Source organism: Pseudomonas mosselii (genome assembly GCF_005796105.1).
GTDB lineage: Bacteria > Pseudomonadota > Gammaproteobacteria > Pseudomonadales > Pseudomonadaceae > Aquipseudomonas > Aquipseudomonas mosselii_C.
Map to the genome: position 1 here is coordinate 819202 of NZ_VAUO01000001.1, position 20691 is coordinate 839892.

The window sequence follows — 20691 nt, forward strand, 5'->3', positions numbered from 1 at the left end:
GACATCGTCCAGGAGATCGGCAACGCTACCGCACAGGTTGCCACAGCCGCCGAAGAATCCTCGGCAGTGACCCTGCAAACCAGTCGCAGCGTCGAGCAGCAGCGCCAGAGCACCGAGCTGGTGGCCACCGCCATCAACCAAATGAGCGCCACTGTGCGTGAGGTGGCGCAGAGCACCACCGATGCCGCCAGCCTGTCCCAGCAGATCCACGCCAGCACGACCCAGGGCCGTATCGAGGTCGACGGCACCATCGACTTGATTCGTGAACTGTCGAGCCAGGCCGAGCAGACCGCAGCCATCATCGATGACCTCAAGCAGGAAAGTGATGCGATTTCCTCGGTGCTCGATGTCATACGCGGAATTGCCGATCAAACCAACCTGCTGGCGTTGAACGCGGCCATCGAAGCGGCCCGTGCCGGTGATCATGGCCGTGGTTTTGCGGTGGTGGCCTCAGAGGTGCGCACGCTGGCACAGCGCACCCAAGAGTCGACCGGCAATATCCAGCAGATGATCAGCAACCTGCAGGCCGGCTCCGACAGGGCCAGCAGCTCGATGCTCGAAACACTGGGCAAGGCGCAGTCAGGCGCTAGCCGCGTTGGCCGCGCCGGCGAGCTGTTGGCGTCGATTACCGAAGGCGTAGCGCGCATCAGTGACCGCAACATCCAGATAGCTTCGGCGGCCGAGGAACAAAGCTCGGTGTCCGAAGACATCAACCGCAACGTCAACGAGATCAACGACCTGGTGATTCAGGTAAGCGCCGGCGCACAGCAGACGGCGGTGACCAGCCAGGAACTGGCGCGCCTGGCGGAGCATCAGCAGAACTTGGTGAGCCGGTTCCGTACGGCTTGAGCAACGCTTGGGGGCCGCTTGCGGCCCCCTGCGTCGCACAGGCAAGGTCCACGTTCAATACGCCTGCTTCCCCGTAAACGCATTCAGCGTGCGCACCAGAATCACGAAATCCAGCCAAAGCGACCAATTGTTGATGTACTCGATATCCGAGTTCACCCGCTGGATCATCTGTGCAATGTCCTTGGTCTCGCCCCTGAACCCGCGGACCTGCGCCAACCCCGTCATCCCAGGCTTGATGTTATGCCGGGCGAAGTAGTCGAAGATATCCTGCGAATACTGCGTATCGTGCTGCAACGCATGTGGCCGTGGCCCGACCAACGACATCTCGCCAGTGAGCACGTTGAACAGTTGCGGCAGTTCATCCAGGCTGGTGCGCCGAATGAACGCGCCGATCCGGGTCAGGCGCGGATCGTTCTTCTGCGCCTGGCGAATCACCCCATCCTCGGGCTGATGCACCTTCATGCTCCTGAACTTCCAGATCCGAAACGACTCCCCTGTCCAGCCCATGCGCTCCTGGCGAAAGAACACAGGCCCTGGGCTGTCGAGCTTGATCACGACCGCCAGCACCAGTAGCAGCGGCGAGATGCACAGCAAGATCAGTGCGGCCAACACGCGGTCTTCGAGGTTCTTGAGGAACAGGCTCATGCCGGTCAGCGGCGTCTCGGACAAGGTCAGCACCGGAATACCGGCAATCTCGCGCACGCTATGGTTGATCAGGCGCAAGGAAAAGATATCCGGGACCCAGTTCACCGCGATGCACTTTTCCAGCAGCTTCAAGTAGACATCGTTGATGACCTCGGAGCCTGCCAGAGGCGTCACCAGGTACACCGTACGGATGGCATGCAGGGTGACGATCGCTTCGAGGTCCTCGATCTTGCCCAGTACCGGCAAGGGCTGCCGGGTTTCCTCCGTGCTAATCGCCCCCTGCCCGGCAGGATCGAGCAACACACACCCCACCACCCGCTCTCCCAGCCACGGGTTGTTGCTGATCTTCTGGTACAGAAAACTGGCCAAGTCCCCGGCGCCGATGATCAGCGCGTTCTCCATGCGGTAGGCATGAGCCATGAAACGCTTCTGCACCTCGCGTACAGCAATGTGCAGGAACAACTGCACGAAATAACCGATCACGAACAACTCGGCCATCAACAACCGCGAATAGGTTTCGCTCTGCTTGGTCAGGAACGCCATCACCACCAGGAAGCAGAACGTCGCCGACCACGCCTTGAACAGGCGGAACGCCTTGACCGTCAGACCGACGTTGGTGCGGTAGATCGCGTAGTGGTCGTAGATCACCGCCAGTGCGCCAATCAGCAGCAACAGCATGATCACGTAGTCGGAGGTCAGGTAACCGATCTGTTCGTAGATTAGGTACCACGCCACGCCAGTCACCGCGATGCCGTCAAGGCCTGCCTGGATGGCGTTGCTGACACTGCTTCGGCGCTGGAGCAAAGAGCGGCTGCTGCGGGGTTCGAACACCATGGTCAGGCCTCATCGAAGTGAGCGTCGTCAAGCGCCTGGCGCCAAGCAAAGCATCACCGCACCGGCGACGTGCACGGCAGTGCGCCTTGTCGGCGGATTTCCAGGGTGTCATGACGGTTGATATCACTGTAGCAGCAGCCCGCCTTCAGCGTGGTCTGTAACGCGGGTAAAACAGTGCGCGCAGCAAGAACAGCGGATTGCCCACCACATAGCGCATGAACAGCCGTCGCGGCTCTTTGAATAGCCGATACAGCCATTCGCCACCCAGCCGGCGCAACCAGCGCGGCGCGCGGCTGACCCTGCCACCGAGAAAATCCAGGATCGCCCCACCACACACGATCAGGCACGGCGCACCGTTGGCGGCCAACTGCGCGGCCACCGCCTCCTGCTTGGGCATGCCCATACCCAGCACGATCAGTTCCGGCTGTAGGCGCCTGGCCATTTCCAGGTAAGTGGCGGTGTCGGCGAAACCGTCGTGCACCGACACCACCTCAACCCCGTAGCGCGCCCGACAGTGGGCCACCGCCTGACTCAAGTACGGCTCGCAGGTGCCCCAGAACGCCACACGCCGCCCTGTGTAAGCGCCCAGCAAACACGGGATCAGGTCGGTGCCATTCATATTCAGGCCAGGTTCGCGGCCGAGCCTGCGCAGCAAGATGGCCATGCCCGAACCGTCACGCAGCAACCAATCGGCGGCGGCCAGCGAAACCGCGTAGTCGGCACTCCCCGCCACCAGGTTGAGGGCATGGGCATTGACGAACCCCAGCACGGTCGGCGCCTTAGGCTGGGTCAGGGTATCCAGCACCTGCTGCCCGTGCGCCGAGTCGCGAATCAGATACAGGCTGTCGAGGACAGACGTCCAACGGGCCTGCCAGGTGTGATCGTTCATGGCTGGTCATCCCGTTTGGAACGCACCCACTCGACCTGGCGACGTACCAGGAAGCTCACGTACAGGGGAATCTTTTTCGCCGCGTAGAACGGCGCGTACAGCAACACCGAAAAGGCGATCTGCTCGCGGGCAAAACGCGCCCAGGCCACCACCACCGCCACTACCAGCAACGCCAGTGCGGCTGCGGCCAGCCAGGCCGGACCCCATACCCCGAAGATCAAGCCGGCCAACCAGCACAGCAGCAGCACCCCAAACTGCACCAGGGCCAGCAAGGCCAGGGGCGGCACCATCAGGTCGATGGCCATGGCCAGCAGTCGCCCGTTGCCTCGCACCAAGGCCCCGAGCAGCAAGCCTGGCGCATCGGCCAGTACCACACCGAGGTGGCCATGCTCCCAACGCGTGCGTTGGCTGGTCAGGCCCTCGTCGCTGCTCGGGAACTGGCTGCTGACCCGCGCCTCAGGGCAGAACAGCGGGGGCTTGGCGTGACGGCAAAAGTCCAGGCCCAGCTTGAGATCTTCTACCAAGTGGCCGCTGGCCAACTCCACTTTCGCCAGGTCTTGCCAGAGAAACGCCATGCCCGCTCCCATCAACTGGCATGGCAAGCCCAACCGCGCCCAGCCGCGTGGGCGTACTAGGTTTTTCACACGCCAGGCGAACTCAGCCACCAACACCCGCAACCCAGCGCCTGGCGGCGCGTGCATCAGGTACAGAGCCTGCACTGGCCGCGCGCTGGCCAGGCAGCAGCGCGCCAGGCGCTCGATGGCCCCCTCGCCCACCTGGCAGTCCGCGTCGATGATCACCAGCACCTGCGGCGCATCGGCGGCTAGGTAGCGCACGCCATGATCCAATGCATAGCCTTTGCCACGGTGCTGAGTGTCGTTACGCTCCACCACCTCGGCGCCAAAAGCTCGCGCCAGCGCGGCGGTGTCGTCGGCACAATTGTCGGCGACCACCAGCAGGCGGTCGCCCTCGCGCAACTGCGGAGTGATGCTGGCCAGGGTCGTGCGGATGACCGCCGCCTCATCATGCGCCGGCACCAACACCGCCACCGGCCCGCGCGGACCTGCGGCCACAGGCGTTGGTCGGCTCGGCAGGCAGGCCAGCAGCACCTGAAGCAACAACACCAGCACCGGATACAGCACCAGCAGCGCCAGTGCCGCGAACAGCCACGCCAGCAGATCGATCATGGGGATGCCCTGAAATGGGCGGCCAGCTTGGCCGCTTCGTGGTCGATGTCGTGGCGTTGCAGCACCCGCTGGTACGCCGCCTCGCCCAGTCGTTGCAAGGCATCGACCGGTTGCGCCAGGCAATCACTGATGGCCTCGACCAGCGCCTGCACCGAGCCTGCCGGGAACAGCCAGCCGTTCTCACCCGCGCGTACCAGCTCTGGAATACCGGCCACATAAGTGGTCAGCACAGGCCGGCGCAGGGCCATGGCCTCCATGATCACCACCGGCAACCCTTCGGCGAAGCTGGGCAACACCAGCGCGCGGGCGGCGAGCAACTCCTCGCGCACTTGCACGCCGCTGATCCAGCCGGTAATGCGCACCTGACCTTGCAGCCCATAGCGGGCGACCAGCGCTTCGATCGGCTTGCGCAGCTCACCATCGCCGGCCAGCACCAGTTCGAAGCGATGCCCTTGTCGAGCCAGTTGATGCGCAGCTTCGACCAGCAACAACTGGCCCTTCTGCTCGCACAAGCGCCCGACACACACCAGGCGCCGCACCTCGGGCACGGGCACTGGGGTTACCGCGTGGAAGGCGCGCTCCAGGCCGCAATGCACCACCTTGACCTTGGCCCAGTGCGCATGGGCCACCCAGCGGTACAGCTGACTGCGGCCGAAGTCACTGACCGCGACGACGAACGCTGCGCGCTGCACTTTCTCGCCCAGGTGCAGAAATTGCGGTTTGTCGAACTCCTCCGGGCCATGCACGGTAAAGCTATAGGCAGGCCCGCCAAGGGCTGCGGCCAGCATCACCACTTCGGCCGAGTTGGTGCCGAAATGCGCGTGCACATGCGTGCTGCCAGCGGCCTTTAGCCATTCCAGCAAGCGGCAGGCCTCAAGCAGGTAGACCACGTGGTACGGCCATGGCCGGTCGGCGCGCCAGCCCATGCGCAAGGCCAGGCACACAGCCTGGGCAAAATGCCGGGGCGCCGCGCGCAAGGCCTTCAACGCCGGTCGCAGCAAGCCCTTGAGGCCGTCCTGCAGCACGTAGCGGGTCCGTTCACGCTCGGCCAGATCCTCAGGGTCTTGCAGCGCGGCGTCCCAGCCGCGCAGGGCAAAGCGCTGAACCTCCAGGCCCTGACGCTCCAGCGCGAGGATTTCGCGACGGATGAAACTGTGGCTGACCTTGGGGTACTGATTGACGAAATAGGCAATGCGCATAAGCCTCGATCCTTGTTCCTTGAATGGATGATGCCGCTTGCCCGTCATTCGCCGCCTTGCAGCGCTGGCGCCGTACCCTCGGCAGCACAATCGGCCTTGGCAGCCAGCGCGGTCGGCGCTGCCAGCGTCGTTTGCAAGCGCGCGAATACCTCATCCATCAGCGCCTGACGGCGGCGATACATGGCACGTTTCTTCGGCGTGATGTCTTGCGCCGCGCGTTGCGCTGCGGCCAACGGCAAGCTGAAAAAGCCCTCGCGTTGCGCAGGCGTGGCGCCGTTTTCGAGCCAGATGACATCGTAGTTGGCCGCAAGGTCCAGGGCTTTTTCCTGGCCGAAATAGGCGTGCCGGTGATGACGATAGGCGTCGCTGACCACATACAGGTGCTCGACCCCGAGGCTGCGGGCCAGGCACTTGAGCACTTCGAGCAGCAGGCTGCGCGGGCGCAACCCTTCGAAATCCTTGGTCAGCTCGCGGTAGATGTTCAGCGACGTCTCGCTGTCGATGCCTTTGTGAATGCCCTGCACTGCCCCCACGAACAGGCACAGGCCTTCCTGGGTGCGGCGCAAGGTGAAGGCCAGCGAGGCCACGCGCAGCTCGCCCATGAAGAGGTTGAGTACCAGTTCCCCCTCGCGCTTGAACCAGATCGCCCGGTCCAGCACCACGCTGCATCCGGCGCAATACTGCGACAGGTCGCACACCAGCAGGCGCTCGTCACGCCCCAGCAACAGCAGCAGAGGCTGCTGGTGGACCACCACTTCGTAGTGCGAAGCCACCGCCTCCAGGCGCTCGGCGGCATCCCAGGACTTGCTGATATACGGCCAGTGCACCACGCCCACGCAGTCCACCCCCAGCCGTTCGAAACGTGCCTGGCCCAGTGCTGCGTGCATGCGCTGCAAAAACGGCTTGAGCAGCGGCCATTGGCGCTGGATGTTCAGGGCCAGCTTGAGTCTGTCCTTGAGCGCGCGCACCGAGTATCCGGGGTGCAGGGTCAGGACGCTGTTGACGATGGTTTTAACCCACATAGGCCTCTCACTTGTATTCAATCAGCACGGCTTGGCCTGCGCCCAGCCGGTGCCAGGTGAACCTGAGCTGCCCGAGCATCTCGGGAAACTTGCCCAGCACCAGGAACAGCGCCTGCACCCAGTTCTCCCGCCGAGAACGCGCCCCCTTGCGCGCCAGGCGCAGCACTTGCAACGGATACAGCACCGCCAACGACAACCCCCAGCCCCCCACCAGCAGGCACGCCAGAGCGATCAGCAACGGCAGCCCCAAGCCCCACATCCAGGCCCGACGCGACTCGCGCAACCAATGCCGTTCAGGCGGCGCACCATGTAGAAACGCCCCCTGCGCATAGGCGTAGCCGGCGCGCAGGCTGCGCCGCCACCATTGGCCAAAACGGGTCATGGCGGCATCGTGCAGGGTCATTTCATGGTCCAGGCGCCAGATTTTCCAGCCCGCCGCGCGCAGGCGTACACACAGCTCGGGCTCTTCGCCGGCGATCAATCCGGGGCGGTAGCCGCCCACCGCCGCGAACGCCGACACACGCATCAACGCATCGCCGCCACAGGCACGCGCCTCGCCCGTGGGGGTGTCCCATTCCAGGTCGCACAGCAGGTTGTACACCGACTGCTGCGCAAAGCGCTCGCGGCGTCGACCGCAGGCCACCGCCACCTCGGGGCGGGCGTGCAGGAACGCGGCGGCATATGCCAGCCAACCCGGCACCACCTCGCAGTCACCATCGACGAACTGCACCAGTTGCACGCTAGGCAGCAGCGACTGCAACCGGGCGAAACCTTCGTTACGGGCGCGAGCGGCGGTGAACGGCGTGCGCATGTCCAGTGCCAGGACCTCGACACCCAGGGCTTCGGCGCGCTGCACCGAACCGTCGCTGGAGCCAGAATCGACATACACCACCTGCTCGACCGCCTTGACCAACGACGCCAGGCAGCGAGCCAGACGCTCGCCTTCGTTACGCCCGATGACCACGGCCCCAATCCCGGTGGTATTCATCGCTACATCACCGCTTCGCGGGGTGCACGGGCCTTGATGGTGGCCGGCACGCCGATGGCCAGGGAGTTGTCCGGCACATCCACCAGCACCACCGCGTTGGCACCGATCACCACGTTGTCGCCGATGCGGATATTGCCCAGTACCTTGGCCCCGGTACCGATATCGACATTGTTGCCAAACACCGGTGCACATGGTTCATCGACGTTTTTCAGGCCCACCACCACGCCATTGCGGATGCGGCAGTCGTCGCCGAAGCGGGCGTAGCCGCTGACCACGATGCCGCCGAAGTGGTCAATGATGAAGTTACGGCCAATTTCGACCTCGCACGGCAGTTCCACCCCGGTGAGGATCTGCACGCACTTGAACAGCACCTTGTAGATCAGCGAGCACAGCTTGCGCAGCGGCGCCGGACGCACGCCGTAACGCCAGCGGCCGAAGCGGTAGACCAGCAAGACCCAAAAGCCCTGGGCGCCCCAATCGCCCCCGTGGGCACGCAAATCGGCGCGAACGTTTTCGAACATGGCTTCACCTAACGAGTGGGTTGGGTGGCAAAGCGGGTGGCCAGCAACAGCCCCCAGGTGGCCTTGGCGTGCCGCCAGCAGGCGTGGATGGCTGGCCGGCCTCGGCGCTTGAGCAATGCCTTGAGTGCCAGCACGGCATCGCCCACGCACACCAGCAGCATATGCAGGGCCAACCCCGAAACACCGTGGTGCTTGCGCATGTACAGCAACTCGCTCTCGATCTGGTAGGCCGAGATCTGCCGGCTGGCCGCCTCCAGTGCCGCCACCGACTTGGAGCTTTCCCCACCGATGTGCACCACCGTGGTGTGGGGGTAGAACACCACTTTCCAGCCAGCGGCCTTGACCCGTTTACAGTGATCGACCTCCTCGTAATAAAGGAAGAAACGCGGGTCGAACAGGCCGACCTGGTCGAGCACCTCGCGGCGTACCAGATAAAAGCAGCCCGGCAGCCAGTCGCATTCGCGCACCGAGGCGTGGTCCCAGTCCATCTCGTCGACCATCTTCAGGCCCGGAAAGAAACGTCCGAGCCCGGTTCGGCTGACGAACACATTCAGCGGCGTCGGAAAATAGCGGCAGGACGGCTGCAACGTACCGTCGCGCCCCACCAGTCGTACCCCCAGCACACCGCAATCGGGATGGGCATCCATGTAGTCGAGGGTCTTGGCCAGGCTGTCTGGAGCAACGAAGGCATCCGTGTTGAGCAGCAGTGCGTAGCGCCCACGCAGGTGCGCCAGCAGCTGGTTATTGGCGCGGCCAAAACCGACATTGCGCGTGTTGCTCAGCAATAGCGCATCCGGGCAGACTTCGGCCATGCGCGCCAGCGAATCGTCGGCCGAGGCATTGTCGACCACCAGGTAGCTGGCCAAGGTCTCGCTGCCAGCCCGGCGCAGGGCGTCGAACATCGGTTGCAGCAACCCGGCGGTGTTGAAGTTGACCACCATGACGTCCATCGGCTTGTCAGTCATCACGAGGTTCCCCAAAGAAATACGCCTGGCGCTGCTTGGCCAACAGCGGCTCCAGCGCCGGGTCGAATGATCCGGTGCGCTGGTTGAGCAACTCGGCCCACGGGTAGGTGGCGTGGCGTGCCTCGATATGCGCGACCAGTGCGTCGAAGCTGCAAATCACCTTGGCCGGGTTCCCGCCCACCACGCTGTTGGGCGGCACATCCTTGGTCACCACCGCCCCGGCAGCCACCACCGCGTTGGGCCCGATCGTGATGCGCGGCATGATGATCGCGCCGTGGCCGATGAACGAGTTGTCGCGAATATCGATGTAGCCCACCGAGTCCAGGTGCTTGCCGTAGACCAACTCGATCAGCGCGACCACCCCGTCGTGGCCGATCAATGTGCAATCGGACAACCCCACGTTATTGCCGATGCGGGTCAGCGGTGGGTCAGTCACATTGCAGCCGGTATTCATGTGCAGGTTTTCCCCCACTGAATAGAACGAGCCCCAGCGCGTCAGGTATTGCCCCCAGGCATAGGGCGTGGGGTTGCAGAATCGCTTGTAGGCCGAGCGGCCATGCCCGGTACTGTGGGCATAATGCGTCAGCGCCTTGCGTATCCATCCAAACATACGACTTGCCTCGCACGTGATGCGGTCATGAACGGTCCCTGAGGCGAGTTTGGTCGGCTACGCACGAGGATGACCGCATCGCTCTCAATCCCTGGTTGCTGCATGCCTGTTCAGGCGGTCGTGCCCTTCATCTGTTGGTTGAGGTGGTCGGCCAGGCGCAGCGCGAACTGCAGCAGCGGCATGGTCGGGTTGGCCGCGCCGCCGGTGGCGAAGATACCGCTGCCGGCGACGTATAAGTTGGGCGTGCCGAACACCTTGCAGTCGCTGTCCACCACACCATGCTCCGGCGACATCGCCATGCGGGTGGTGCCCATGTGGTGGGCATGTGGCTGGATATTCAAAGGCAACGAGGTGTCGTAGACGAATTCGTTGAGTTTGACGAAACCCAGATCCGCCTCGGCGAACTGCTTAGCCAGTTCGGCGCCAATGCACTTAATGGTGTGACGGTCGGCATCGGCCAGTGCCCAGTGAATATTGGCCTTGGCCACGCCCAGCGCGTCCTTCTCGTCAAGCAGCGTGAGGCGGCTGTTCACGTTCGGAAACTGTTCGATCATGGTGCCCAGCACGCCGTCGCCGGGGCAGCTGAAACTGGCGATGAAATTCACCTTGCTGGCCAAGCCGGTGTCGCAGGCGAGGTTCTCCAGGAAGCGCTTGATCTCGGCCGTGCGCCCGTAGGTCTGGATATCGGCCAGCACCGACGCGGCGACATTGCCCTTGCCAGCCTGGTATTGGGCGACAAAGGCGTCAGTGGTGTAGTACTGGCGCTGGTCGGTGGGCAGGCCGCTCTTGAGGATGAACGTGCCCATGTCGACGTTCATATGATCCATGAAGCAGCGTCCGACCATGCCGTCGTGACGCACCACGCCGGCAGCCTGCAACGACTGGCTGTTGAGCAGTTGCCGGGCGTTCTCCAGCGCCCCCATGGCGAGGATGAAATGCCGGGCCTGGACGCGCTCGCGGTGTTGGTCGTAGTCGGACACGACCACCGCCGACAGACGCCCGGCGCTGGGGTCGAACTCCAGGTCCACGCAATTGCAGTTGAGGAAGACGTCAAGCCCTGGCGTATGCTCCAGGGCTTCGGCGTACTTCTTTGCAAAGCGCGTCGGCGGGCTGAGCAGGAAGCGATCGGCCTCGAAATCGTCGCCGCCAAGGTCCGCATTCACCGCTTTGAACGGGGCGCCTTCGGGCAGGTCGACGATGGCCATGGCCTCGGGCAGGTAGCGTTCGATCTCAGCATAGGCGATCGGCCAACCGGGCAAGCCGACCGGCGGCCCTGCGGCGAAATCCGAAGGATCGAAGGGCCGACAGCGTCCAGCCCAGTGATTGGAAGTGCCCCCCAGAAAGCGCAGGCGCGTTTCGCCTGGGTACATCTCAAGGCCACTGGAGGCGCAGTGGTAAAGGTCCTGGGAGCGCTCGGCATAGTCATGCCCACCGCCTTCGGCCAACAGCACCCGCCAACCGGCGCCCGCCAGGCGCAGCGCCAGGGTGATGCCCGCAGGGCCGGCGCCGAGGATGCAGACATCGTAGAGGCCACCCAGGGCCTTGTGCGTCTGATAATCCTTGATCATGGCTGAGCATCCCGAAAGTAATGCGCAGGCAGGACCCAGCCGTTGATCACGACGAACCCGCCTTTGTCAGCGTTCTTGCGTGCAGCCGGCACGGCGACCGCCTGGGGGATTGCGCCGAACGCCACGGCAGCGGCGCCCAACAGCACACAATTGCGCATGAAAAGCCTACGGCCCGACACCCCGGAACAGAACTGCCACTTCCCCATGATTGCAAGCCCCAAGTCCATGATTGTCTCGCGGCGGCGCTGTACCGCGCCGACCGTACCCCCGTTACCACCCCATCAGAGCCAGTTGAAGAAGTCTGTCAGCAGGACCCCGCAAAGCGCCCCGACGCCCAGCATCGGCAGCACGATCAATTCACGTTTGAGGTTGAACATGCCCAGCTTGCAGTTGACGTACACAATCAGCACCAACGTCGGGAAGGTATGCAGCGCCACCCCCCAGATCGCCAGTTGCGTGCCGCCCAAGGCCAGCAACAGCGGCAGGCCGCCCCACAAGGCGACCAGCCGGATGATGTTGTCCATGGCCTGGTACTTGGTCAGCCCTAAGGCCAGCCAGACCTGATGCGCCAGGCTGTAACGCAGGGTGAAGAACGACAGCGACAGAATGGCCAGCATAGTACCTGCCCCGGCATAGCGCTCGTCGTACATCCAACTGATCAGCAACGGGCTCGCGGTCAGGAAGCCGCCACACACGAACAACAGCACCAGATCGACCATCAGGCGCAGGCGCTGGTAGAGATGCTTGAGGCGTTGCGTGTCGCCTTCGCGCGCCGCTTCGCTGAACGACGGCAACGCCACGGCGCCGACGACCTTCAGCAGACCCGTCTGGATCGACCCCAGGATCAACACCGCGATGGAATAAACGCCCAGCTCGGTCTCGCTCATGCTCCCGCCGAACCACATGCGGTCGCCGTACATGGCCAGTACACCGACCATCGACGACAGCAAGATCCAACGGCCGAACTTAACCAGCTCGTCCAGGGCGCTGCGGTCCCATTGCAGGCGATTGGCCGGACCGTCCATCGCCAGATGCCCGAGCAGCGTACTGGTCAACGCACCCGCAAGGCCTGCGACCACCAGTGACCAGACCGAGCGGGTCAGCCAGGCCAGCACCAGCATCACGATTAGCCCGACAAGCTGCGAGGCCAGGTCGATCAGGACTACGCGCTTTTGCTGCAGGGTGCGCACGGCAATGTCCATCTTGGTCGACTGCAGGCCATAGATAATCGCCGAAATACCCGACACCGCCAGCACTTCAGGCAGTTGCGGGTCTGCGTAGGTGGAATGGGCAGGCCACATCTGGGCCACCTGCGCCAGCCAGGCGGCCAGGGCCAGCAGCAGGGTGAGGCCGAACAAGCTGAAGCCGCGCAGTATCTGCACGGTCCAGGCGGTATTGAGAAACAGCGGATCCTCGCCGCGCGGGCTCTGGATGATGTTCTGGCGCAAACCCACATCCGAAAGCAGGTGCAGCAGCACCGACACGGTGGTGGCGATGACCATCATGCCGAACATCTCGGGCACCAGTAGCCGCGCCACCAGCAAGTTGCCGCCCAGACGCATCACCTGGGAGGCCACCAGCGCCCCGATATTCCATGCCCCCGCCCATATCGCGCGCCGACGCAGGCTGCCTGCTGCTGACACATCAATCGACGGCATGGGCATATCCCTGACTGAAATGGCTAAAGGTCACTATAGTTTCAATCAGCCATGATGCTAGCTCTTCCACCACAGGACAGGTGCCTGCCGCCCATGCCAGAACATCTACGCGCATTGATCGTCATTTTGTTGCTGGCCTGCGTGGTGTTCGTGCTGGCACGCCAGGCCGCCAGCGACCTGGTGCCCGAGCAGGATTTCAAGCGCAGGCGAAACCTGTGGTTCGCCATGACCCTGCTGGCGTTCTTCTCGTTCAGCTACTGGGTGTACGTGGCCGCAGGCGCAGTGCTGCTGATGCTGGCGGGCAAGCGCGAGCGCAATCCCACCGCGCTGTTTTTCATGTTGCTGTTCGTCATCCCGCCGGCCTCGGTGCAGATTCCAGGCTTTGGCGTGATCAACTACTTGCTCGATCTCAACCATATCCGCCTGCTGGCCTTGTGCGTGCTGCTGCCCGCCTCGCTGGCCCTGAGCCGGCGCCCCGACACCCTGCGCTTCGGGCGTACCTGGCCAGACCGCCTGCTGTTCGCGGGCATCGCGCTGATGAGCGCACTGTACTTGCGTGAAACCACGCTCACCGACACCCTGCGCCAGGCGTTCTACCTATATGTCGATGTCTTCCTGCCCTACTACGTTGCCAGCCGGGGCGTGCGCGAGCTGAGCGACTTCAAGGACGCAATGCTGGCTTTCGTGCTCGCCGCCTTCGTGCTGTCGATCATCGCGGCGGTGGAGTATGTACGTCACTGGTTGCTGTACAACGCACTGATGGACGCCATGGGCGTGCAATGGAGCATGACCGGCTACCTGTCGCGCGGCGGCTCGCTGCGGGCCAGCGCGACCACCGGGCAAGCCATCGCCCTGGGCTTCGTAATCAGCGTGGCGATCGGCCTGTATCTATTCCTGCAAGGCCTGGTACGCAGCCGCCTACAACGGCTGCTGGGCGCGCTACTACTGGGCGCCGGGCTCTTCGCCCCGCTGTCGCGAGGTCCGTGGATCGGCACCGGGGTGATCATCGTGGCCTTCATCGCCACCGGTCGCCAGTCGCTGAAGCGCCTGACCCTGCTGGCCCTGGCCGGCGTGCTGACGATTCCGCTGCTGGCGGTGGTCCCCGGTGGCGACAAGGTGCTGAACCTGCTGCCCTTCATCGGCACCATCGAAACTGAGAACATCACCTACCGCGAACGGCTGATCGACAATTCGTGGATTGTGATTCAACGCAACCCACTGTTCGGTTCGTTCGATTTTCGCAGTACCCCAGAGATGCAGTCGATGATCCAGGGCGACGGTATCATCGACATCGTCAACACTTACATCAGCCTGGCACTGCGCGTCGGTCTGGTTGGCCTGGCGTTGTTCGTCGCGTTTTTCCTCAGCGTGCTGGCGGGCCTGCACAAGGGCTTGCGAGCCTTCCCCGACAAGGACCACCCCGAGCGCGTGCTGGGCCGAGCGCTGCTGGCCACGTTGCTGGGGATCCTGGTGATCATCTTCACGGTTAGCAGCATCACCGTGATCCCTATCGTCTATTGGTCGATTGGCGGGCTGGGGGTGGCGTATATCCAACGCGTCCGCCTGCTGCGCCAGGCCGAGGCCTCCCCCCTACCCCAGCCGAGCCTTCAACACAGGTAACTGCCATGCCCGCACCGCGCCTTGCCAGCCGCGCCTGGCTGCTGCTCGCCCTGCTGCTCGCCCTGCTGCTCGCCCCCGTGGCCCACGCTTCGGAGTGGGCGGTGCAGGTCGATGAAAACAACGGCCTGCCCAGTGTCACCCGCGGTGGCGGGCCGGCGATGCGCGCCAAGTTCGATTTCTGGGCCCAGGATTGGCGCTGGACCGGTTTCCAATCGGCAATGCGGGTAGAAGGCCCCTATCGCTACAGCCTGCTGGGCCGTAACCCGGACCTGGACTTCGATCTCAAGGCCGCCATCGGCAAGGCCGACGCACACAGTCTGGCCTGGACCTTCGATCTTCAGGCCCACAGCCGCCAGTCGAATGTCAAAGGCGGCGGGCTGGTGTTCCAGTTCGACCCGGCCATGCTGACCGGCGAAATGGGCGCGCCGACACTGCTACCGGACAACCGTGGCTGGGCCTGGGGCAGCCAGGGGCGGCGTATCGAGATGCGCTTCGAGCCGCCGCTGGCCCGGGTGTACTTCGAGCAGGGCAACCCGCGCGAAGTGCGCGCGTTCTTCTACCAGAACACCATCGTGCCGGGCCACCAACAGGTCACGGCGAGCTTGACGATCAGCGGTGACATTGCCCTGGCACCCACTCCAACCGAGCGCTTCGGGCTCGCCGATCCGAGCACCTGGCCGGATGATCAGTTGAACTGGCGCACCTCGCCGGTGGACCTGTCGTTTCTCAATGCTGCGCAAAAGCCAGCCGGCAAGCGCGGCTTCGTCAAGGCCGTGGGCGAACAACTGCAATTCGCTGACGGTACGCCTGCGCGCTTCTGGGGCACCAACCTGTCGGCCTACGCACTGTTCAAGAGCCCCGACGAAGCCATCAAGGAGCAAGCCAAGCGGCTGTCGGCGCTGGGTTTCAACCTGGTACGCCTGCACCATCACGATTCACCCTGGGTCAGCCCGAACATCTTTGGCGATATCAGCACACTGCGCGACACCCAGCGCTTGGACGAGGAGTCGCTGCGCAAGATCGACCTGTGGATCAAGAGCCTGAAGGACGAAGGGATCTACGTATGGCTCGACTTGCACGTGCAACGCCCGCTGACCGCCGCCGACCGCATCGAGGCCTTCGATGAGGTGGCCAGGGGTGACCGGGCAATCGACCTGAAAGGCTACGCCTACGTGAACCCCAGCATCCAACAGGCGATGAAGCGTTTTGCAGAGCAGTACCTAAGCCATGTGAATCGCTACACCGGCTTGGCCTACAAGGACGACCCCGGCGTGGCCGCGATCTTGCTGACCAACGAAAATGACCTGACCCAGCACTACGGCAACGCCCTGCTGCCGGACAAGGGGGTTGCGCACCATAGCAGCTGGTACATGACCCAGGCCAAGGCGTTCGCCCAACAGCACGACCTGTCCGCCGACCGCACGTGGCGCGCTTGGGAGCATGGCCCGTCGAAGCTGTTTCTCAACGATCTGGAGCACCGCTTCGACGCCGACCTGATCGCTCACCTGCGCGCCCTGGGGGTCAAGGTGCCTATCGCCACCACCAGCACCTGGGGCGGCAATGGCCTGAGCGCCTTGCCCGCGCTGACCAGCGGCGACGTGATCGATGCACACGCCTACGGCGGCACCGGCCAACTTGAGCGCAACCCATTGACCAGCGACGGTCTGGTGGACTGGCTGGCAGCCGCCCAGGTGGTTGGCTGGCCGATGACCGTGACCGAGTGGAATGCCGAGCCCTTCCCGACCCCTGATCGGCACTCGCTGCCGCTGTACGTGGCTGCGACCGCAAGCCACCAAGGCTGGGCGGCGATCATGCAGTACGCCTACAGCCAGCAGGCCTTCAGCGGCTGGAGCACGGCAGACAACTGGCACGCCTACAACGACCCGGCCATGCTCGCCACCCTGCCTGCCGCCGCCCTGTTGTATCGGCGTGGCGACGTGCACCTGGCATCCACCCACATCGTCTTTGCACCCACCGCGCAAATGCTCTACGAGCGCCCCATCACCCCGGCGAACTCCGTCCTGCTACGCACCGCCGTCACCCAGGGTCGCCTGCAAATCGCCCTGCCGCAGACGCCTCAGTTGCCCTGGCTCAAGCCTGGGCAAATTGCGCCGGATGCCAGGGTGCTGAACGACCCCGATCAATCATTGCTGCCAAACGATGCCAGCGAGGTCCGCAGCGATACCGGCGAACTACGCCGCAACTGGCACCAGGGTCTGTACACCATCGACACACCGCTGACCCAGGTGGCCACCGGCTGGCTGGGGGGGCAGACCATCAGCCTGGGCGATGTCCAAGTGCAATCCACCACGCCTTACGCCAGCGTGGCGGTACAAAGCCTTGACGCCAAGCCCCTGGGCGAGTCGCGGCGGCTGCTGGTATCGCTGGGCACGCGCGCGGTGCCCAAGGCAGACGACAAGATCCCGTTCAACGTCGAACCCTTCACGGGCACGCTGCGCATCAAGGCGCCATCGGGCCTGAAACTGTCCAGCCGCAATGCCGATGGGCAGGCGCAGACGCTGCCGGCCAGCTACGAAGCGGGGCACTACCTGATCCGTTTCGACGGCTCGATGATGGCCAATTGGCTGTTCCTCGAATAGCCATCTAGAGTCTCTGAAGGCCTGCCAGGCAGGCCTTCTTCCCGGCGGTTCAGGGGCGATTGCACAGGCAACGGATTCCAGGAGGGCGGGATGAAGTTTCTGGTCGTCGGTGGCGCAGGCTACATCGGGTCGCACATGGTCAAGTACCTGCTCGGCGCAGGTCATGAGGTGGTGGTGGCCGACACCGCGCCGGCCCGCGCGGGCATTCAGTGGGCAGAGCTGGACATCGCCGATGCCCACGCACTGGAGGCGCTATTTGCCGAGTATGCGTTCGATGCGGTGTTCCATTTCGCTTCGTACATCCAGGTCGGTGAATCGGTCAGTGACCCGGCCCGCTACTACCAGAACAACGTCGCCGCCACCTTGACGCTGTTGCACGCGATGGTGCGCGCCGGCATTCGGCATCTGGTGTTCTCATCGAGCGCAGCGGTGTACGGCGACCCCCACTACAGCCCCATCGACGAGGAACACCCCAAGGCCCCCATCAACCCCTATGGGCGCAGCAAGCGCATGGTCGAACAGGTGCTGTTGGACTACGACCGGGCCTATGGGCTCAAGTCGGTGTGCCTGCGCTACTTCAACGCCGCCGGGGCCGACCCGGATGGCCAACTGGGCGAGTGCCACGAACCTGAAACCCATCTGATTCCCTTGATTCTGCAGGCCGCCTCAGGACGGCGCGCGGCCATCACCGTGTTCGGCAAGGACTACGCCACCCCGGACGGCACCTGTATCCGCGACTACATCCACGTCGCTGACCTGGCCTCGGCGCATGCCTTGGCCGTGGACTACCTGCTCAAGGGCGGCGAAAGCGCCGCGTTCAACCTGGGCAACGGGCTGGGCTTCTCGGTACAAGAGGTGATCGACGCTGCCCGTGCGGTGACCGGTAGGCCGATCACCGTGCATGAAGCACCGCGTCGGGCTGGCGACCCACCCAGCCTGGTGGCTGATGCACGCAAGGCCAGGCGGCTGCTGGGCTGGGAGCCGCAATACACGGAGCTGGAGGAGATCGTCGGGCATGCCTGGCAGTGGGAATTGAAATACCCCTGGACTTGAGTGCCGCGAGGCCCGTTGTAGGAGCGGCCGGTCCGGCGCCCCGGCGAGGCCGCTCCTACACGGACGCATCGCATCCACCGTTGCGACGTCAATAATACGACCGCGTCTCGGGTTCAGCCTTGTTCAACACGGCCCCCAACAAGTTCGACTGCGCCAGATGGTACAGGCAGTCCTCGATGTCCTTCTTGCTGTTGCTACCGTTGGCGACTACCAGCAAGACGCAGTCGAACTTGGGCAGCACGTTGATCGCATCGTCCGAACTCAACAGCGGCGGCAGGTCGAAGATGCAGATGCGCGATTCGTAGCGCTCACGCAGGTCGCTGATCAGGTGGCTGACCTTGGCAGAGGAAAGCGTCTCGGTGGACAACGGGATGGGTTCACGGGTCGGCAGCACCACGAAACGTGGCAACGCCGGGTTGACCAGTACCTCTTCAAGCCCGGCCTTGCCGCTGATCAACTCGTTCAACGCCTTGTCCATCGGCAGCCCCAGGGCCTTGCCCACGCGCGGCCTGCGCAGGTCGAAATCCACCAGCAGGGCCGTCTTGTTGGTGTGGTGGGCGATACTCATGGCCAAGTTGACCGCCAGCACCGTCTTGCCCGCCTCCGGCGTGGGTGAGGTGATTGCTAGGGTACGCCAGCCGTTTTCCTCCATGGCCTGTAGCACCTGGGTGCGCAGCAGGTCGAAGGCCCAGCTCATGTTCGAGTTCTTGTTATAGGCAACGATGCGCTGACGCTCCAGATGCTCGGCCTTCAGCGGCACCACCTTGGTCTGCACGTAGTCGAAAGGGCCCAGTCCATCTGGCTGCTCCAGCGCGGGCGCAGGTTGTTGCGTGTCCGCAGCACCGGACGAAACCGAGTGAACGTTCTTGCCAACCGCCGGCGTGATCCTGTCCATCACTGCATTCCCTATTCAAACCGAGCTATAGTTTTTATTAGCAGAAGATCCAAGGGCATGTAGAACAGGTGGATGAGCAGCAGCAGTAACGCCACAAGCAGCACCCCTGCAACGATCAGCCCGACCCGCCACTGCCTGCGCTTGGCTAGCTCCGCCTGGGTGGCGATGAACGGCACCGACACCAGCACGCGCTTGCCCAGTACGCTTTCCAAGGCCCCTGCCCCGCGTACGCGCTGGTTGAGCATCTCCAGCAGCATTACCAGTGCGCCCCCCCCCGCCGGTGCCAGCACCAGACCCAGGGCGACGATCTTCTTGCGGTTGGGCTTGACCGGTTTCTCCGGCACCCGTGGCGGCTCCAGCAACACGAAGCGATCGGCTTTGTTTTCCTGTTCGAGACTTTCGCTGATCTTGGCGCCCATCTCCTTGGCACGGATTTCCTCGTACTTCTTGCGCGCATTGTCGTGGTCGCGCATCAGCGTGACCAAACCACGCTCGACCTGGGGAGCCTGAAGAATTTCGGCTTCGATGGTTTCCATTTTCTTGGAGAGGTCGCGTTTTTGCTGAGCCAGCGAAGCGATGTTGGCTTGGGCAGCAGCGATCTTGGCCTGTGCACGGGCAACATCCAGGCTGACCCCGGTCGCCCCGCTGCTGGCGCTGCCGGAGGCTTCAAGGGCCTGGATCTTGCGCTGGATCGCGATCACATCAGGGTGCGCGTCGGTGTAGCGGGTCAGCAACCTTGCGTACTCGGCCTTGAGGCTACCTAGGTCCTGAGGCTGGCTGGCACTGGCTGCGCGGTTGCCATCGGCGTTGCGCGAGGCGACGCCGGCATTGGCTGCCGACAGTTCCAATTGCAGGTAGCGCAGTTCTTCCTGGGCGTTCTTGTAGTCGCGGTCGACTTCGCGGAACTCCAGCTCTGAACGCGACAAGGTGTTCATGCGCAGGGTCTGGTTTTCCGGCAATGCGTTGGCGTTGGCCTGCTTGTAGTCGGCCAGCTGGTTTTCCAGCGTCGCAAGCTCCGCGCCGAGCTTGTCCGCCTCCTGGGTGAGGAATTGAGTGGTCTCGGTGGCGCGCTCGGTGCGCTGCTTCATGTTTTCGTTGAGGAACAGGGTGACCAGCTGGTTGGCCACCTCGGTGGCGATTTGCGGATCCTTGTGGTCGAACGACACGGTGAACGCCACGGTGGTCTCGCCACGGCCCTTGACGAAGGTGCTCAAGGTGTTGACGCCGATGGCGTTGCGCATCAGGTCGACCTTGTCCGACTCGCTGAGAGCGCGCGCGCTGTCGGCGAACAAATGGTACTGGCCGATGATCTGCAACAGGTTGTCACGGGTCATGACCCGCTGGCGGATCACTTCAATACGCTCGTCGGCCACGCTCGGGTTGTTGGTGCCGACCAGCTCCGGGGAGATCTGCTGCGACTCCACCAGGATGGTGCCAACCGCCTGATAGACCGGCGGCACACTGATCGCCACCGCCACGGTGGCCGCCAGTATCACTACGATGCTCACCCCTAGCAGCAGGGCCCGGTCCTTGATGATTGCAATGTAATCTTTGAGGGAGAGCTCGTATTCGGACTTCATGGCGGTCA

18 protein-coding genes are annotated in these 20691 nt (G+C 63.8%); 4 read left to right on the forward strand and 14 right to left on the reverse strand.

The genetic code is table 11. The annotated features are described in order from the left end of the window. The first annotated feature begins 141 nt into the window (after positions 1-141). On the forward strand, positions 142-849 hold the full coding sequence (locus tag FEM01_RS24620; RefSeq protein WP_416782020.1) for a methyl-accepting chemotaxis protein: 708 nt from the start codon (positions 142-144) through the stop codon (positions 847-849). A 54-nt stretch (positions 850-903) separates the two neighbouring features. Here the strand turns inward: FEM01_RS24620 and FEM01_RS03605 are convergent, their stop codons facing one another. The 12 genes from FEM01_RS03605 to FEM01_RS03660 form a co-directional block, all read right to left on the reverse strand. Continuing rightward, positions 904-2328: an undecaprenyl-phosphate glucose phosphotransferase gene (locus FEM01_RS03605; RefSeq protein ID WP_138217894.1), complete on the reverse strand. Its 1425-nt coding sequence runs from the start codon at positions 2326-2328 to the stop codon at positions 904-906. 145 nt (positions 2329-2473) lie between these two features. After that, the gene (locus FEM01_RS03610; RefSeq protein ID WP_138217895.1) at positions 2474-3217 is read right to left on the reverse strand and encodes a WecB/TagA/CpsF family glycosyltransferase; all 744 of its coding nucleotides are present in this window, start codon (positions 3215-3217) and stop codon (positions 2474-2476) included. Continuing rightward, on the reverse strand, positions 3214-4404 hold the full coding sequence (locus tag FEM01_RS03615; RefSeq protein ID WP_138217896.1) for a glycosyltransferase family 2 protein: 1191 nt from the start codon (positions 4402-4404) through the stop codon (positions 3214-3216). The genes FEM01_RS03610 and FEM01_RS03615 overlap by 4 nt, the downstream gene beginning before the upstream one ends. Next, the gene (locus FEM01_RS03620; protein WP_138217897.1) at positions 4401-5603 is read right to left on the reverse strand and encodes a glycosyltransferase; all 1203 of its coding nucleotides are present in this window, start codon (positions 5601-5603) and stop codon (positions 4401-4403) included. Before FEM01_RS03620 ends, FEM01_RS03615 begins: the two co-directional genes overlap by 4 nt. A gap of 44 nt (positions 5604-5647) precedes the next feature. After that, positions 5648-6625, reverse strand: coding sequence for a DUF535 family protein (locus FEM01_RS03625; RefSeq protein WP_138217898.1), 978 nt, complete (start codon positions 6623-6625; stop codon positions 5648-5650). 7 nt (positions 6626-6632) lie between these two features. Then, positions 6633-7613, reverse strand: coding sequence for a glycosyltransferase (locus tag FEM01_RS03630; RefSeq protein WP_138217899.1), 981 nt, complete (start codon positions 7611-7613; stop codon positions 6633-6635). Between the two features lie 2 nt (positions 7614-7615). Then, on the reverse strand, positions 7616-8134 hold the full coding sequence (locus FEM01_RS03635) for a serine O-acetyltransferase (protein WP_138217900.1): 519 nt from the start codon (positions 8132-8134) through the stop codon (positions 7616-7618). Positions 8135-8142: 8 nt separating this feature from the next. Beyond that, positions 8143-9099 carry a glycosyltransferase family 2 protein gene (locus FEM01_RS03640; RefSeq protein WP_138217901.1) on the reverse strand — a complete coding sequence of 319 codons (957 nt, stop codon included), beginning with the start codon at positions 9097-9099 and terminating at the stop codon, positions 8143-8145. Next, positions 9092-9709 (reverse strand): acyltransferase, encoded by a 618-nt coding sequence (locus FEM01_RS03645; protein WP_138217902.1) that lies wholly within the window; start codon positions 9707-9709, stop codon positions 9092-9094. The genes FEM01_RS03640 and FEM01_RS03645 overlap by 8 nt, the downstream gene beginning before the upstream one ends. 110 nt (positions 9710-9819) lie before the next feature. Next, complete coding sequence (locus FEM01_RS03650) at positions 9820-11277, reverse strand: FAD-dependent oxidoreductase (RefSeq protein WP_138217903.1); 1458 nt, start codon at positions 11275-11277, stop codon at positions 9820-9822. After that, on the reverse strand, positions 11274-11435 hold the full coding sequence (locus FEM01_RS03655; RefSeq protein WP_240791709.1) for a hypothetical protein: 162 nt from the start codon (positions 11433-11435) through the stop codon (positions 11274-11276). Before FEM01_RS03655 ends, FEM01_RS03650 begins: the two co-directional genes overlap by 4 nt. A gap of 123 nt (positions 11436-11558) precedes the next feature. Then, entirely contained in the window at positions 11559-12935 is a 1377-nt protein-coding gene (locus tag FEM01_RS03660) for an oligosaccharide flippase family protein (protein WP_138217904.1), read from the reverse strand. A 93-nt stretch (positions 12936-13028) separates the two neighbouring features. On the opposite strand from FEM01_RS03660, the gene FEM01_RS03665 reads away from it, so the two are divergent. The 3 genes from FEM01_RS03665 (at position 13029) to galE (ending at position 18208) form a co-directional block, all read left to right on the forward strand. Then, entirely contained in the window at positions 13029-14555 is a 1527-nt protein-coding gene (locus FEM01_RS03665; RefSeq protein ID WP_138217905.1) for an O-antigen ligase family protein, read from the forward strand. Positions 14556-14560: 5 nt separating this feature from the next. Beyond that, entirely contained in the window at positions 14561-17155 is a 2595-nt protein-coding gene (locus FEM01_RS03670; RefSeq protein ID WP_138217906.1) for a cellulase family glycosylhydrolase, read from the forward strand. 90 nt (positions 17156-17245) lie between these two features. Then, complete coding sequence (gene galE / locus FEM01_RS03675; protein WP_138217907.1) at positions 17246-18208, forward strand: UDP-glucose 4-epimerase GalE; 963 nt, start codon at positions 17246-17248, stop codon at positions 18206-18208. Positions 18209-18296: 88 nt separating this feature from the next. Here galE and FEM01_RS03680 read toward each other — a convergent pair whose 3' ends face one another. Together FEM01_RS03680 and FEM01_RS03685 are read right to left on the reverse strand one after the other, a co-directional pair. Further along, entirely contained in the window at positions 18297-19103 is an 807-nt protein-coding gene (locus tag FEM01_RS03680; RefSeq protein ID WP_138217908.1) for a CpsD/CapB family tyrosine-protein kinase, read from the reverse strand. An 11-nt stretch (positions 19104-19114) separates the two neighbouring features. After that, positions 19115-20683 carry a GumC family protein gene (locus FEM01_RS03685; RefSeq protein WP_138217909.1) on the reverse strand — a complete coding sequence of 523 codons (1569 nt, stop codon included), beginning with the start codon at positions 20681-20683 and terminating at the stop codon, positions 19115-19117. Between the last annotated feature and the right edge of the window lie 8 nt (positions 20684-20691).

Excerpts from the sequence above, each read along its gene's own strand:
- FEM01_RS24620 (WP_416782020.1), top strand. The coding sequence starts at position 142 with ATGAGCGCCACTGTGCGTGAGGTGGCGCAGAGCACCACCGATGCCGCC.
- FEM01_RS03605 (WP_138217894.1), bottom strand. The coding sequence starts at position 2,328 with ATGGTGTTCGAACCCCGCAGCAGCCGCTCTTTGCTCCAGCGCCGAAGC.
- FEM01_RS03610 (WP_138217895.1), bottom strand. The coding sequence starts at position 3,217 with ATGAACGATCACACCTGGCAGGCCCGTTGGACGTCTGTCCTCGACAGC.
- FEM01_RS03615 (WP_138217896.1), bottom strand. The coding sequence starts at position 4,404 with ATGATCGATCTGCTGGCGTGGCTGTTCGCGGCACTGGCGCTGCTGGTG.
- FEM01_RS03620 (WP_138217897.1), bottom strand. The coding sequence starts at position 5,603 with ATGCGCATTGCCTATTTCGTCAATCAGTACCCCAAGGTCAGCCACAGT.
- FEM01_RS03625 (WP_138217898.1), bottom strand. The coding sequence starts at position 6,625 with ATGTGGGTTAAAACCATCGTCAACAGCGTCCTGACCCTGCACCCCGGA.
- FEM01_RS03630 (WP_138217899.1), bottom strand. The coding sequence starts at position 7,613 with ATGAATACCACCGGGATTGGGGCCGTGGTCATCGGGCGTAACGAAGGC.
- FEM01_RS03635 (WP_138217900.1), bottom strand. The coding sequence starts at position 8,134 with ATGTTCGAAAACGTTCGCGCCGATTTGCGTGCCCACGGGGGCGATTGG.
- FEM01_RS03640 (WP_138217901.1), bottom strand. The coding sequence starts at position 9,099 with ATGACTGACAAGCCGATGGACGTCATGGTGGTCAACTTCAACACCGCC.
- FEM01_RS03645 (WP_138217902.1), bottom strand. The coding sequence starts at position 9,709 with ATGTTTGGATGGATACGCAAGGCGCTGACGCATTATGCCCACAGTACC.
- FEM01_RS03650 (WP_138217903.1), bottom strand. The coding sequence starts at position 11,277 with ATGATCAAGGATTATCAGACGCACAAGGCCCTGGGTGGCCTCTACGAT.
- FEM01_RS03655 (WP_240791709.1), bottom strand. The coding sequence starts at position 11,435 with ATGCGCAATTGTGTGCTGTTGGGCGCCGCTGCCGTGGCGTTCGGCGCA.
- FEM01_RS03660 (WP_138217904.1), bottom strand. The coding sequence starts at position 12,935 with ATGCCGTCGATTGATGTGTCAGCAGCAGGCAGCCTGCGTCGGCGCGCG.
- FEM01_RS03665 (WP_138217905.1), top strand. The coding sequence starts at position 13,029 with ATGCCAGAACATCTACGCGCATTGATCGTCATTTTGTTGCTGGCCTGC.
- FEM01_RS03670 (WP_138217906.1), top strand. The coding sequence starts at position 14,561 with ATGCCCGCACCGCGCCTTGCCAGCCGCGCCTGGCTGCTGCTCGCCCTG.
- galE (WP_138217907.1), top strand. The coding sequence starts at position 17,246 with ATGAAGTTTCTGGTCGTCGGTGGCGCAGGCTACATCGGGTCGCACATG.
- FEM01_RS03680 (WP_138217908.1), bottom strand. The coding sequence starts at position 19,103 with ATGGACAGGATCACGCCGGCGGTTGGCAAGAACGTTCACTCGGTTTCG.
- FEM01_RS03685 (WP_138217909.1), bottom strand. The coding sequence starts at position 20,683 with ATGAAGTCCGAATACGAGCTCTCCCTCAAAGATTACATTGCAATCATC.